Source organism: Caballeronia sp. PC1 (assembly GCF_021353155.1).
Taxonomy (GTDB): domain Bacteria; phylum Pseudomonadota; class Gammaproteobacteria; order Burkholderiales; family Burkholderiaceae; genus Caballeronia; species Caballeronia cordobensis.
The window spans coordinates 711,816-725,599 of record NZ_JAJUBH010000001.1; the positions used below are offsets into that span (position 1 = coordinate 711,816).

The window sequence follows — 13,784 nt, forward strand, 5'->3', positions numbered from 1 at the left end:
GTTTTGAATTGAATCATTGACCATACAGGGTTGACTCAAGCTGCATGAATACCCAAGAGGCGAAGATCGTCCTCGAGACTGCTTTGATCTGCGCGCAGGAACCGCTCAGGCTGAATGAATTGCGCAAGCTCTTCGCCGACGACATTTCGGCGGATACCGTGCGCGCGCTGCTCGAAGCGCTCAAGGCCGACTGGTCGGGCCGCGGCGTGGAACTGGTGGCGCTCGCTTCGGGCTGGCGCTTTCAGAGCAAGCCCGCGATGCGGACCTATCTCGACCGGCTGCATCCGGAGAAGCCGCCCAAGTATTCGCGGGCCGTACTCGAAACGCTGGCGATCATTGCGTATCGGCAGCCGGTAACGCGGGGCGATATCGAAGAGATTCGCGGCGTGACGGTCAACACGCAGGTCGTGAAGCAGCTCGAAGACCGTGGCTGGATCGAAGTGATTGGTCATCGCGACGTGCCGGGCCGCCCGGCGCTCTACGCGACGACCAAGCAGTTCCTCGACGACCTCGGACTGACCGCGCTCGACGAGTTGCCCGCGCTGGATAATCCGTCGGCGCAACTGGAAGCATCGTTGCTCGCGCAGCATTCGATCGAATTCCCCGACAGCGTGGCGGGGGATGCGCAACCCGTGGCGAGCGAGCCGCAGGAAACGCCGGCCGTTGGGGAACGCGACGCCGCCGCGCAGGTCAACGCTCTCGAGGCGGTTGCGCCGGCCGAAGCCGCGACGCCCGACAGCGATCAGCGCGGTACGAGCATGGCCGTTGTGATCGCCGCTGACCAAGAAGAGACAGAAGAACCGCAGGAAACGCCCGGAATGGAACATGCGCACGCGCAGGATGAGCGCGCCGCATTGCCTACCGGGATTCACGCGCAACCGTCGAGCGCCGCGCAAGATGCGCCCGACGTGCATGAGGCGCAGGCCGCGCCCATGCCGATGCCGCGTGAAGAGCAGGAAGACACGAGTCCATCGAACGACGACGAACTGGACGACGACTCCGAAGAACCGAGGGCGCGCCGCGCCTGACGCAGATTGCATGGCCCCTGATTTCGCAAACCGGCTCTCCATAAAGATCATTTCGAGACGACCAGCCGGTGCGATCAGCGGATTTTTAGACGCGCCCGCGACGGGCGCGCGATTCGACATTTGAGGTTGTTTTGACACACTCCCACGACAGCGATTCGCCCGAATCCGCGCGCCCCGTGCACGCCGCGGACGCCCCTGAGTCGGCCGACGCCGGCGAACGCACGCGCACCGATCGCACCGAGGAAGGCGGCGAGGGCGATGACCGTCCGCGTCGCGGACTGCGCCGCGGACCGCGCAGCCTGATCGCGCGGCGACGCGCTGTCGCAAAGACGAAGGGCGGCGAAGGCGAACCCGCGGCTCCGGGCGCGGTGAACGAGACGCCGCCCGATGGCGTCGTCGCCGCGCAGGTGCGCACGCCGCGCAAGGACCCGAACGCACGGCCGCGCAAGAGCGAAGGCGCGAATCCGCGTGGCCGCAAGAACGCGCGCCCCGACGCCGCTGAGGCCGGCGCCGGTGCTCCCGACGAAGCCGTGGCGCAGGTCGCCGCGCCCGCGCCCCGCGAAGGCGGACAACGCAAGGGCGCGCAGCAAAAGCGCGGCAAGCGCAACGACGCGGGCCCCGCGACGGTCGAGAGCGCCGCGCACGCCGCCGTCGACGATGTCTTCGCCTATGTGACCTCGCCCGCCTTCGACGCCGACAACGGCTCGGGCGGCGTGCGCGCGCCGATGCTGCGCCGTGGCCGCAATGCGCCCCAGCAAAAGCGCGTGCTGGAACCGGACGAGGACGCGCCGAAGCTGCACAAGGTGCTCGCCGACGCGGGCATGGGCTCGCGCCGCGACATGGAAGAACTGATCATCGCCGGGCGGGTGTCGGTGAATGGCGAGCCGGCGCACATCGGCCAGCGCATCATGCCGACGGACCAGGTGCGCATCAACGGCAAGCCGCTCAAGCGCAAGCTCGCGAGCAAGCCGCCGCGCATTCTGCTGTATCACAAGCCGACGGGCGAGATCGTCAGCCACGCGGACCCGGAAGGCCGTCCGTCCGTGTTCGACAAGCTGCCGTCGATGAAAACGGCCAAGTGGCTCGCGGTCGGGCGTCTCGACTTCAACACCGAGGGCCTACTGCTGCTCACGACGTCGGGCGATCTGGCGAACCGCTTCATGCATCCGCGCTACAGCGTCGAGCGTGAATACGCGGTGCGCGTGGTCGGCCAGCTGTCGGAAGCGATGAAGCAGAAGCTGCTGAAAGGCGTCGAACTCGACGACGGTCCCGCAAACTTCCTGCGTATTCAGGACGGCGGCGGCGAGGGCACGAATCACTGGTATCACGTCGCGCTGGCGGAAGGCCGCAATCGCGAAGTGCGCCGCATGTTCGAAGCGGCGGGACTCATGGTGAGCCGGCTGATCCGCACGCGTCACGGTCCGATCGCCCTGCCGCGCGGACTCAAGCGCGGCCGCTGGGAAGAGCTCGAAGACAATCAGGTGCGCAGCCTGCTGGAATCGGTCGGGCTGAAAGTGCCCACGGCCGAGAAGGGCGGACGCAGCGCCGCGCCGCGCGTGCAACCCGATCCGATGCAGACGTCGATGGGCTTCATCACGCGCGAGCCGGTGCTGAGTTCGCATTCGCGCATGACGCAGCAGACGCCGGGACGCGGCGGCCGGCGCGGTCAACCGGGCGGCGGCATGCCGGGCAGCTTCGGACTGGGCGGCATGGGAGGTTTTGGCGGCGGCAATGCGGGTCCCGGCAATGCCGGCGGCACGGGCCGTCGCGGCGGACGCGAACCGAACGGCAACCGCATCGGCAACGAACCGAACGGCAATCGTGCGAATGGCGCCCGTCCGGCCCCGCGCGGCGCCCGCCCGCAAGGCGCGCCGCAGGGCATGGGCGGCGGCGCGGGCAAGCGCACGGCCGGCGGCAACGCGCAGCGCGGCAATCGTCAGGGCGGCGCGCAGCAAGGCACGGGGCAGGGCAAGGCCGGCGCCGGGCGCGGCGCGCGTAATCGCTCGCGCGGTCGTTGAGCGAACGGGAAGCGTAACGAAGTGCAAAAAAGCTGCCGTGAAGCAGTGTTTGGGCAAAGCATTCCGCCCGGCCGCGCTTTCGGCGGTGCAAAATCGTGCGCTTCGGTTCGGGGACCACGCAGGCGGAATTGGCGCGAAACGGGCTTCAACACGCTCGAAAGCGCGCTTTACGTTTGCGTTTATCCTGAAAAATGGCTAAAATCATGAAGTCGCTGGGCACGTAGTTTTCTTTCTGCCCTGAGTGCGATCTCGGTTGAAAAAGATGGGCGTTGCGCCCATTTTTTTTTGGCTTTTCGGTTCGGCATCTCGGGAGAGAGGGGTGCGCGCCCGCATGAGAGGCGCTCGCCCGCAGGTGTTTTCGGCGTGGAGCGCGCGAACACCTTGGAGTTACTGTGCAACTGACGGAATTGATAGAAACCACGGTCTCGGGCCTGGGCTACGAGCTTGTCGATCTCGAGCGTTCGGGAGGCGGCATGTTGCGTGTGTATATCGACCAGCCGGCCGGTATCGCCATCGAAGACTGCGAGAAGGTCACGCGCCAGCTCCAATACCTGCTCGAAGTCGAGAACATCGACTACGACCGGCTCGAGGTTTCGTCGCCGGGGCTCGACCGCCCGCTCAAGAAGCTCGCCGATTTCGAGCGCTTCGCGGGAAGCGAAGTCTCCATTACATTGAAAAAGCCGCTGGACGGACGCAAATCGTTCCGCGGCATCCTGCACGCCCCCGAAGGCGACAAGATCGGATTGGAATTTGAAGGGAAGGACGGCGCCGCGATGCTCGATTTCACGCTCGCGGACCTCGATAAAGCTCGTCTCGTCCCCAAGGTTGACTTTAGGAGCCGCAAACAATGAGTCGCGAAGTACTGATGCTGGCGGATGCGCTGGCACGCGAAAAGAACGTCAACAAGGACGTCGTGTACGCAGCCCTGGAAGCTGCGCTTGCTTCCGCTACGAAGAAGCTCTTCGAGGAAGACGTGGATATCCGCGTCGCGATCGACCGTGAAAGCGGCGAGCACGAAACTTTCCGCCGCTGGCGCGTGGTGCCGGACGAGGCCGGCCTGCAGGAGCCGGATCAGGAAATCCTGCTGTTCGAAGCGAAAGAGCAGAAGCCGGACGCGCAAATCGACGACTTCATCGAAGAGCCGATTCCGTCGATCGAATTTGGCCGCATCGGCGCGCAGGCCGCCAAGCAGGTCATTCTGCAGAAGGTGCGCGACGCCGAGCGCGAGCAGATCCTGAACGACTTCCTCGAGCGCGGCGAAAAGATCATGACCGGCTCGGTGAAGCGCCTGGACAAGGGCAACTTCATCGTCGAATCGGGCCGCGTGGAAGCGCTGCTGCGCCGCGATCAGCTGATTCCGAAGGAAAACCTGCGCGTGGGCGACCGCGTGCGCGCGTACATCGCGAAGGTCGACCGCACCGCGCGCGGTCCGCAGATCGAGCTCTCGCGCACCGCGCCCGAGTTCCTGATGAAGCTCTTCGAACTCGAAGTGCCGGAAATCGAACAGGGCCTGCTCGAAATCAAGGCCGCCGCGCGCGATCCCGGCGTGCGTGCGAAAATCGGGGTGATCGCCTACGACAAGCGGATCGACCCGATCGGCACCTGCGTCGGCATCCGCGGTTCGCGCGTGCAGGCCGTGCGCAATGAGCTCGGTGGCGAGAACGTCGACATCGTGCTATGGTCGGAAGATCCCGCGCAGTTCGTGATCGGCGCCCTTGCGCCGGCAGCCGTCCAGTCCATCGTCGTCGATGAAGAAAAGCACGCGATGGACGTCGTCGTGGACGAGAACGAACTCGCGGTCGCCATCGGCCGCGCCGGCCAGAACGTCAGGCTCGCCAGCGAGCTCACGGGCTGGCAAATCAATATCATGACGCCGGACGAATCGGCGTTGAAACAGAACGAAGAGCGTGGCAAGTTGCGCGAGCTGTTCATGGCGCGTCTGGATGTGGACGAGGAAGTCGCCGACATCCTGATCGACGAAGGCTTCACGAGCCTCGAAGAGATCGCCTACGTGCCGCTCAACGAAATGCTCGAAATCGAAGCCTTCGACGAAGACACCGTGCACGAGCTGCGTAATCGCTCGCGTGACGCGCTGCTTACGATGGCCATCGCCAACGAAGAGAAAGTCGAAGGCGTCGCGCTCGATCTGAAGAGTCTCGACGGCATGGACAACGAGCTGCTGGCCAAGCTCGCGGAGCACCAGATTCAGACCCGCGACGACCTCGCGGAGCTGGCTGTAGATGAACTGGTCGAAATGACCGGTATGGAAGAGGATGCCGCTAAGGCGTTGATCATGAAAGCACGTGAACACTGGTTCCAGTGAGAAATGACCATGGCGCACTGAAATTTGGCGGCCAGTTCGGCCGCGTGACCCCGATCTAACCGCAAGGGTATGTCCTTGCATCAAGAGGAATGAATGGCGAGTAACAACGTAGCCCAATTTGCCGCGGAACTCAAAATGCCTGCGGGCGTCCTGCTCGAGCAGTTGCAGGCGGCTGGCGTCCAGAAAGCGAGCGCGAACGACGACCTGTCCGAGACGGACAAGGCGCGTCTGCTCGATCATTTGCGCAAGTCGCACGGTTCCGCCGACGCCGACAAGCGCAAGATCACTTTGACCCGCCGGCATACGTCGGAAATCAAGCAATCCGACGCAACGGGTAAAGCTCGCACCATTCAGGTCGAGGTGCGCAAGAAGCGTGTTTTCGTGAAACGTGACGAAGCCGGTCTGGAGCAGACCGAAGCGGCGGCGAATCACGTCGAAGAGCCGGAAGTCGACGAAGCCGAACTGCAGCGCCGCGAAGAAGAAGCGCGCCACGCCGCCGAGCAGCTCGAGCGCGAAGAGCGCGAGCTGAAGGAGCGCCAGGCGCAACTCGAACGCGAGGAAGCCGAACGCCGCGCCCGCGAGGAAGCGGCGGAAGCCGAGCGCAAGAAGCAGGAAGAAGAGGCGGCGCGCCGTGCTGCGGCTGCGGCTCAGGCAGCGGAAATCTCGCGTGCGGCGCAGGCCGCGCGTCAGGAAGCGCGCACCCAGCCGGCGGCGGAAGCGAAGCCGGCCGATAAGCAAGCGGACAAGCAGGCCGACAAGCAAGCGGAAGACGCACAACGCGAAGCCGCCGCCAAGGCCGAGAAGGCCGCGGAAGAAAAGGCCGCGAGCGAGCGCGCCGCGCAGCGCGAAGCCGCGAAGAAGGCGGAAGAGGAAGCGAAGGCCGCCGCCGAAAAGACGCGTCTGGAACAGGAAGCCATCGCGAAGCGCCGTGCGGCCGCGGAAGCGGAAGCGCGCGCGATCCGCGAAATGATGAACACGCCGCGCAAGGCGCAGGTCAAGGCGCCGGAACCCGCGCCTGCCGCTGCGAAGCCGGCGGAAGCGAAGGCAGCCGAAGCGAAGGGCACGCTGCACAAGCCCGCGAAGCCGGAAGGCGCGCAGGCTGCGCGTCCCGCTGCGAAGAAGCCGGCGGCTGGCGGCGCGCCAGCGCCCGCATCGACGGCTCCGGCAGGCGCTGGCGACAAGAAGAAGGCCGGCGGCAAGGGCGGCTGGTCGCAGGACGACGCATCGAAGCGCCGTGGCATCAAGACGCGCGGCGACTCCAGCGGCGGCGTCGATCGCGGCTGGCGCGGCGGTCCGAAGGGACGCGGCAAGCATCAGGAACAGACGTCGTTCCAGGCGCCGACCGAGCCGATCATCCGCGAAATCCACGTGCCGGAAACCATTTCGGTGGCGGACCTCGCGCACAAGATGTCGGTGAAGGCTTCGGAAGTCATCAAGGTGATGATGAAGCTCGGCCAGATGGTCACGATCAATCAGGTGCTGGACCAGGAAACGGCGATGATCGTCGTCGAAGAACTGGGCCATCGCGCGGTCGCGGCGAAGCTGGACGATCCGGAAGCGTTGCTGATCGAAGGCGAAGCTACCGAAGACACGGCGGAAAAGCTGCCGCGTCCGCCGGTCGTTACGGTGATGGGTCACGTCGACCACGGCAAGACTTCGCTGCTCGACTACATCCGTCGCGCGAAAGTGGCGGCGGGCGAAGCGGGCGGCATCACGCAGCATATCGGCGCTTACCACGTCGAAACGCCGCGCGGCGTCATCACCTTCCTCGACACGCCGGGTCACGAAGCCTTTACGGCGATGCGTGCGCGCGGTGCGAAGGCAACCGACATCGTCATTCTGGTCGTTGCAGCCGATGACGGCGTGATGCCGCAGACGAAGGAAGCGATCGCTCACGCGAAGGCGGGCGGCGTGCCGATCGTCGTCGCGATCAACAAGATCGACAAGCCGGACGCCAATCCCGACCGCGTGAAGCAGGAACTCGTCGCGGAAGGCGTGGTGCCGGAAGAGTACGGCGGCGATTCGCCGTTCCTCGAAGTGTCGGCGAAAACCGGCAAGGGCATCGACGATCTGCTGGAAAACGTGTCGCTGCAAGCAGAAGTGATGGAACTGACCGCGCCGGTCGAAGCGGCCGCGAAGGGTCTCGTGATCGAAGCCAAGCTCGACAAGGGCAAGGGCCCGGTCGCGACCATTCTGGTGCAGTCGGGCACGCTGAACCGCGGCGATGTCGTGCTGGCGGGCAGCGCTTATGGCCGCGTGCGCGCCATGCTGGACGAAACCGGCAAGTCGACCAAGTCGGCGGGTCCGTCGATCCCGGTGGAAATCCAGGGTCTGTCGGAAGTGCCGGCCGCGGGCGAGGAAGTCATCGTGCTGCCGGACGAGCGCAAGGCGCGCGAAATCGCGCTGTTCCGTCAGGGCAAGTTCCGCGACGTCAAGCTCGCGAAGCAGCAGGCCGCGAAGCTCGAAAACATGCTCGAGCAAATGGGCGAAGGCGAAGTGCAGAACCTGCCGCTCATCGTCAAGGCGGACGTGCAGGGCTCGCAGGAAGCGCTGGTGCAATCGCTCCAGAAGCTCTCGACCAACGAAGTGCGCGTGCAGATCGTGCACAGCGCGGTCGGCGCGATCAGCGAATCGGACGTCAACCTGGCAACCGCTTCGAAGGCGGTCATCATCGGCTTCAACACGCGTGCGGATGCACAGGCGCGCAAGGTGGCCGAGGCGAACGGCATCGATATCCGCTACTACAACATCATCTATGACGCAGTGGATGAAGTGAAGGCGGCGATGTCCGGCATGCTCGCGCCGGAGAAGCGCGAGACGGTGACGGGCACGGTCGAGGTGCGTCAGGTCATCCGCGTGCCGAAGGTCGGCCTGATCGCGGGTTGTATGGTCACGGACGGCGTGGTCAAGCGTTCCTCGTCGGTGCGCGTGATCCGCAACAACGTCGTGATCCACACCGGCGAACTCGATTCGCTCAAGCGCTTCAAGGACGACGTCAAGGAAGTGCGTCAGGGCTTCGAGTGCGGTATGTCGATCAAGAACTTCAGCGACATCGTCGAAGGCGATCAGTTCGAAGTCTTCGAAGTGACGGAAGTGGCGCGCACGCTGTAATGCGCTAGCCGCTGAGAAAAGGGCGGGGTGGGCCTGGCGGCTCGCTCCGCCCTTTTCATTTGAAGCGGCGGCGGCTAAGAAAACGGAACGACATCATGGCTAAAAGAAAGACATCCACCAACCGCAACGTGCAGATTGCGGATCAGATCCAGCGCGATCTCTCGGAGCTGATGCGCGAGGTGAAAGACCCGCGCATCGGCCTCGTGACGATTCAGAGCGTCGAACTCACGCCCGATTACGCCCACGCGAAGGTCTACTTCACGACGCTGACAGGCGATCCGAAGGCGACCGAGCAAGGGCTGAATCACGCGGCGGGTCATCTGCACAATCTGCTGTTCAAGCGCCTGCACATTCACACGGTGCCGACGCTGCATTTCCACTACGACCAGACGATCGAAAAGGCCGTCGAGATGTCGCGCCTCATCGACGAAGCGAACGCGACGCGCGCGAAAGACGCTGAAGACGATCAGGAAGGCGCATAAGTGAAAGGCGGTCCGAAGATTCCGCGCCGCGCGCTCGACGGCGTGTTGCTGCTCGACAAACCGCTCGGGCTGTCGAGCAACGATGCGCTCATCAAGGTGAAGCGCATCTATCTCGCGAAGAAGGCGGGCCACACCGGCACGCTCGATCCGCTCGCGACCGGTTTGCTGCCGTTGTGCTTTGGCGAAGCGACGAAGTTCTCGCAAGACCTGCTCGACGCCGACAAGACCTACGAAGCGACGATGCGTTTGGGCATCCGCACGACGACCGGCGATGCCGAAGGCGAAGCCATCGACACGCGCGACGTGACGTGCGACGAAGCGGCAGTTAGCGACGCGATGACGAAGTTTCTCGGCGACATCGTGCAAGTGCCGCCGATGTACTCGGCCTTGAAGCGCGACGGCAAACCGCTCTACGAATACGCGCGCGCCGGGCAGACCGTCGAGCGCGAAGGCCGGCCGGTGACGATCCACGCATTGCAGTTGATCGCGTGCGCATTGCCGCTCGTGACGTTTCGCGTGACGTGCAGCAAGGGCACCTATGTGCGCACGCTTGCCGAGGACATCGGCGAGGTGCTCGGTTGCGGCGCGCATCTGACGGCGTTGCGGCGCACGGGCGTCGGCGCACTGACGGTCGACCATGCCGTGACGCTCGATGAGCTGGCGATCCTGAGCGAAGCCGAGCGCGACGAACGTCTGCAACCGGTGGACGCGCTGTTATCCACGTTTCCCGAAATCCGTCTCGACGAAGAAGCGGCGAGACGCTTCCTCCACGGCCAGCGCCTTCGTCTCGCGGATGTCGCGACGACGCGGCTCGACGAAGGCCGCGTGCGGGTTTATGCGCAAAATGACGGCCGCCTGCTGGGCGTGGCGAAAGCCGGAGAGGGCGTGCTGGCGCCGGAAAGACTGGTCGTCACGGCGCAATGATTCAGGCTGTGTAGAGAAGGCGAGAGATATGTCTCTCGTCTGTTCCATTGTGAAACGCGATTGATGTTTCGATATTTGTTGAAATGTCGAATCATCTACGCTAACGTTGCGAACATGGACTCGAACCTCGTCGTACGCGCGCTCGGCGCGCTCGCTCATGAATCCCGACTCGCGGTGTTTCGAGCGCTCGTCGTGGCCGGCCCAGAAGGCATGGCCGCCGGCGAGATCGCTCAGCAGGTTGGCCTTGCACCATCGAGCCTGTCATTCCACCTCAAGGATCTGTCGCACGCGGAACTCGTCACCGCGCGTCAGGAGGGGCGCTATGTTTTTTACACGGCGAACTTCGGGGCCATGAGCAGCCTGATCGGTTTTCTGACCGAAAACTGTTGCGCGGGCGCGCCATGCGAGCTCGGCAAGCCGTCGAACTGCTGCGGCGATTCGGCGTGAAGCGCAGCGCCATGCAGACCGAGAAGCAACCCGTCGAAAAACCGATGAGCACGACCGACACGCCACGCAGTCACACCGAGCCGTCCATCGGCTTTTTCGAGCGCTACCTGACACTGTGGGTGGCGCTGTGCATCGTCGCGGGCATCGGGCTCGGGCAACGCTTTCCGGGATTCTTTCGCGCGCTCGGCAGCATGGAAGTCTCGCAGGTCAATCTTCCCGTCGGCGTGTTGATCTGGGTGATGATCATCCCGATGCTGGTCAAGATCGACTTTGCCGCGCTCGCGCAAGTCGGCCGTCACTGGCGGGGCATCGGCGTGACCTTATTCGTGAACTGGCTCGCCAAGCCGTTTTCGATGGCCTTGCTCGGATGGATCTTCGTGCGCCACCTCTTCGTCGGCTGGCTGCCTGCCGACCAGCTCGACAGCTACATCGCGGGCCTGATTCTGCTGGCGGCCGCGCCTTGCACGGCCATGGTTTTCGTGTGGTCGCAACTGTGCAAGGGCGATCCTTATTTCACGCTCTCGCAGGTGGCGCTCAACGACGCGATCATGGTCGTTGCCTTCGCACCGCTGGTCGCGCTGCTGCTCGGGCTTTCTTCGATCACGGTGCCCTGGGGAACGCTGATCGCCTCGGTTGGCCTGTACATCGTCATTCCGGTACTGCTTGCACAATGGCTGCGCAAGCGCTTGCTGGCACGCAGTGAAGCGCACTTCCGGCACACGGTCGCCCGCCTGGGTCCGTGGTCGATCGCGGCGCTGCTCGCGACGCTCGTGCTGCTGTTCGGTTTTCAGGGCGAAGCGATCGTGCGGGAGCCGCTCGTCATCGCGATGCTGGCCGTGCCGATCCTGATTCAGGTGTTCTTCAACTCGGGCCTCGCCTATCTGCTCAATCGCCGCCTCGGCGTCGCGCATTGTGTCGCCGGACCGTCGAGTCTGATCGGCGCAAGCAACTTCTTCGAACTGGCCGTTGCCACCGCCGTCAGCCTCTTCGGCTTTCACTCGGGCGCGGCACTCGCCACGGTCGTCGGCGTGCTCATCGAGGTGCCCGTCATGCTGCTGGTGGTGGGCGTCGTCAATCGCTCTCGACGCTGGTACGAAGCCACTTGATCGATTATCAAAGACATGTTTTCAGATCTCCCGAACCTGTGCGCCGCCCACACTGACATCCCGGACAACGAGAAGTTGCGCCCTCGATGGGTCTCCACGCACGCGCCGCGCATCTTGTTGCTGTACGGGTCGCTGCGACCGACGTCCTACAGTCGCCTGCTCACGCACGAAGCCGAACGCCTGCTGCAAACGTTCGGGGCCGAAACGCGCGTCTTCGATCCCTCCGGCCTGCCGATGGTCGATAGCGTGCCGGCCGATCATCCGAAGGTCGTCGAACTGCGCAAGCTCTCCGAGTGGTCCGAAGGGCAAGTGTGGTGCAGTCCGGAGCGGCACGGCACGCTCACCGCCGTGTTCAAGAATCAGATCGACTGGCTGCCATTGGAGTCTGCGGGCATTCGGCCGACGCAAGGCCGCACGCTCGCGGTCATGCAGGTTTGCGGCGGTTCGCAGTCTTTCAATGCGGTGAATGCGTTGCGGGTGCTCGGCCGCTGGATGCGCATGGTGACCATTCCCAATCAGTCATCGGTCGCCAAGGCCTGGCAGGAGTTCGACGAGGCAGGACGAATGAGGCCTTCGTCCTACTACGATCGCGTCGTCGATGTGATGGAGGAACTCGTGAAGTTCACGCTGCTGATTCGCGACCGTTCCGACTACCTCACGGATCGTTACAGCGAACGCAAGGAATCGGGCGGTGAGCAGGCAAGGACACTCGCTGCGACGGCCATGGATCACGAAGCCAACGCCGATACCGACGAAGGCGAGGCGCAGTGAGCGATCAATGTGCCGCCGAAGCCGCCGCCGCGGAATCCCCGCTGCCAGAACGCTCGGGCCGCGTGATCCAGATCAGCACGATCAGCGCGACGAAAATCCCCGCCGAGATATAGAACATGTCGTTCACGCCGAGCTGCGCGGCCTGCTGGGTGGCCATGCTGTTGTACAGGCCGTAGGTCTGCTCCTGCGAGTAGCCAAGCGCGTGCATCTGCTGCATCGAGTTCGCGAACACGGGGTTATACGAATTCGCACCTTCGACCAGTTGCGCGTGATGCACGATCGAACGATGTTCCCACGCCGTCGAGAAGATCGACGTGCCGATGCCGCCGCACATGATCCGCACGAAGTTCGACAGCCCCGACGCCGCTGGAATGCGATGCCCCGGCAAACCCGACAGCGTGATCGACACGAGCGGAATGAAGAAGCCCGCCATGCCGATACCCTGAATCAGCGTCGGCACCGTGAGCGCCCACGTATCGACGCCGGTCGTATAGCGCGAGCGCATCCAGAAGCACAGCGCGAACACGAGGAACGCGGCCGTCGCGATATAGCGCGGGTCGGTGCGCGGCAGGAACTTGCCCGTGATCGGCGAAAGCAGGATTGCGAAGAGACCGACGGGCGCCATCACGAGACCGGCGTTCGTTGCCGTATAGCCGATATCCGTCTGCAGCCACAACGGCAGCAGCACGAGATTGCCGAAGTAGAGTCCGTAGCCGATCGACAGCGCGATCGTCCCGCCCGTGAAATTACGCAGTTCGAAGAGCGAAAGATCGACGACCGGATGCTCCGCCGTCAGCTCCCACACGATGAAGAACGCGAACGAGATCACCGCGATCAGCGCGAGCACGACGATCGTCGTCGAGTTGAACCAGTCGAGATCCTTGCCCTTGTCGAGCATGATCTGCAGCGAGCCGACCCAGATCACGAGCAGCCCGAGACCCACGCTGTCGATGGGCGCCTTGCGGATCGCCGAGTCGCGGTCGCGGAAGATCGCGAATGTTGCAATGGCCGCCGCGATGCCCACCGGGATGTTCACGTAGAAGATCCACGGCCACGAAATGTTGTCCGAGATCCAGCCGCCGAGCACCGGACCGGCGACGGGCGCGATCAGCGTGGTCATCGACCACATGGAGAGCGCCATCGGCGCCTTTTCGCGCGGATAGCTCGCGAGCAGCAGCGTTTGCGACAGCGGAATCATCGGGCCGGCGACCGCGCCTTGAAACACGCGCGCGGCGAGCAGGAAGGGCAGCGTCGGCGCGAGACCGCAGAGCCACGACGCGATCACGAACAGGATGATCGAGCCGAGAAACAGCTTCACTTGCCCGATGCGCTGCGTGAGCCAGCCGGTGAGCGGCACCGAAATGGCATTGGCGACGGCGAACGACGTGATGACCCACGTGCCCTGGTCCGACGACACGCCGAGATCGCCCGAAATCGACGGAATCGAGACGTTCGCGATCGACGTGTCGAGCACGTTCATGAACACCGCGAGCGACACGGCGATCGTCCCGATGACGAGCTTGCCGCCCGAAAGCGGCGGATGAACGACGTTTTGCGAAGACATGAGGCGAGTC

General features: G+C 64.2%; 11 protein-coding genes. 10 read left to right on the forward strand and 1 reads right to left on the reverse strand.

Features of this window, described 5'->3' with window-relative positions; all coding sequences use genetic code 11:
• The first annotated feature begins 44 nt into the window (after positions 1 to 44).
• From scpB to arsH, 10 genes are all read left to right on the forward strand, one after another.
• On the forward strand, positions 45 to 1,028 hold the full coding sequence (gene scpB / locus LY284_RS03505) for an SMC-Scp complex subunit ScpB (RefSeq protein WP_014191696.1): 984 nt from the start codon (positions 45 to 47) through the stop codon (positions 1,026 to 1,028).
• Positions 1,029 to 1,159: 131 nt separating this feature from the next.
• Positions 1,160 to 3,046, forward strand: coding sequence for a 23S rRNA pseudouridine(2605) synthase RluB (gene rluB / locus LY284_RS03510; protein ID WP_041730481.1), 1,887 nt, complete (start codon positions 1,160 to 1,162; stop codon positions 3,044 to 3,046).
• A 392-nt stretch (positions 3,047 to 3,438) separates the two neighbouring features.
• A complete protein-coding gene (gene rimP, locus LY284_RS03515) occupies positions 3,439 to 3,897 on the forward strand; it encodes a ribosome maturation factor RimP (RefSeq protein WP_014191694.1) in 459 nt (152 codons plus the stop codon).
• Positions 3,894 to 5,369, forward strand: coding sequence for a transcription termination factor NusA (gene nusA / locus LY284_RS03520; RefSeq protein WP_014191693.1), 1,476 nt, complete (start codon positions 3,894 to 3,896; stop codon positions 5,367 to 5,369). Before rimP ends, nusA begins: the two co-directional genes overlap by 4 nt.
• 93 nt (positions 5,370 to 5,462) lie before the next feature.
• Complete coding sequence (infB, locus tag LY284_RS03525) at positions 5,463 to 8,480, forward strand: translation initiation factor IF-2 (protein ID WP_041730479.1); 3,018 nt, start codon at positions 5,463 to 5,465, stop codon at positions 8,478 to 8,480.
• Between the two features lie 95 nt (positions 8,481 to 8,575).
• Complete coding sequence (rbfA, locus tag LY284_RS03530; RefSeq protein ID WP_014191691.1) at positions 8,576 to 8,962, forward strand: 30S ribosome-binding factor RbfA; 387 nt, start codon at positions 8,576 to 8,578, stop codon at positions 8,960 to 8,962.
• Positions 8,963 to 9,886, forward strand: a complete 924-nt coding sequence (gene truB, locus LY284_RS03535) for a tRNA pseudouridine(55) synthase TruB (protein ID WP_014191690.1) — start codon at positions 8,963 to 8,965, stop codon at positions 9,884 to 9,886.
• Between the two features lie 114 nt (positions 9,887 to 10,000).
• The gene (locus tag LY284_RS03540) at positions 10,001 to 10,333 is read left to right on the forward strand and encodes a helix-turn-helix transcriptional regulator (RefSeq protein ID WP_041730478.1); all 333 of its coding nucleotides are present in this window, start codon (positions 10,001 to 10,003) and stop codon (positions 10,331 to 10,333) included.
• 44 nt (positions 10,334 to 10,377) lie between these two features.
• A complete protein-coding gene (gene arsB / locus LY284_RS03545) occupies positions 10,378 to 11,439 on the forward strand; it encodes an ACR3 family arsenite efflux transporter (protein WP_014191688.1) in 1,062 nt (353 codons plus the stop codon).
• Positions 11,440 to 11,454: 15 nt separating this feature from the next.
• On the forward strand, positions 11,455 to 12,210 hold the full coding sequence (gene arsH, locus LY284_RS03550; protein ID WP_014191687.1) for an arsenical resistance protein ArsH: 756 nt from the start codon (positions 11,455 to 11,457) through the stop codon (positions 12,208 to 12,210).
• Between the two features lie 4 nt (positions 12,211 to 12,214).
• Here the strand turns inward: arsH and LY284_RS03555 are convergent, their stop codons facing one another.
• Positions 12,215 to 13,774: a DHA2 family efflux MFS transporter permease subunit gene (locus tag LY284_RS03555; RefSeq protein WP_014191686.1), complete on the reverse strand. Its 1,560-nt coding sequence runs from the start codon at positions 13,772 to 13,774 to the stop codon at positions 12,215 to 12,217.
• Between the last annotated feature and the right edge of the window lie 10 nt (positions 13,775 to 13,784).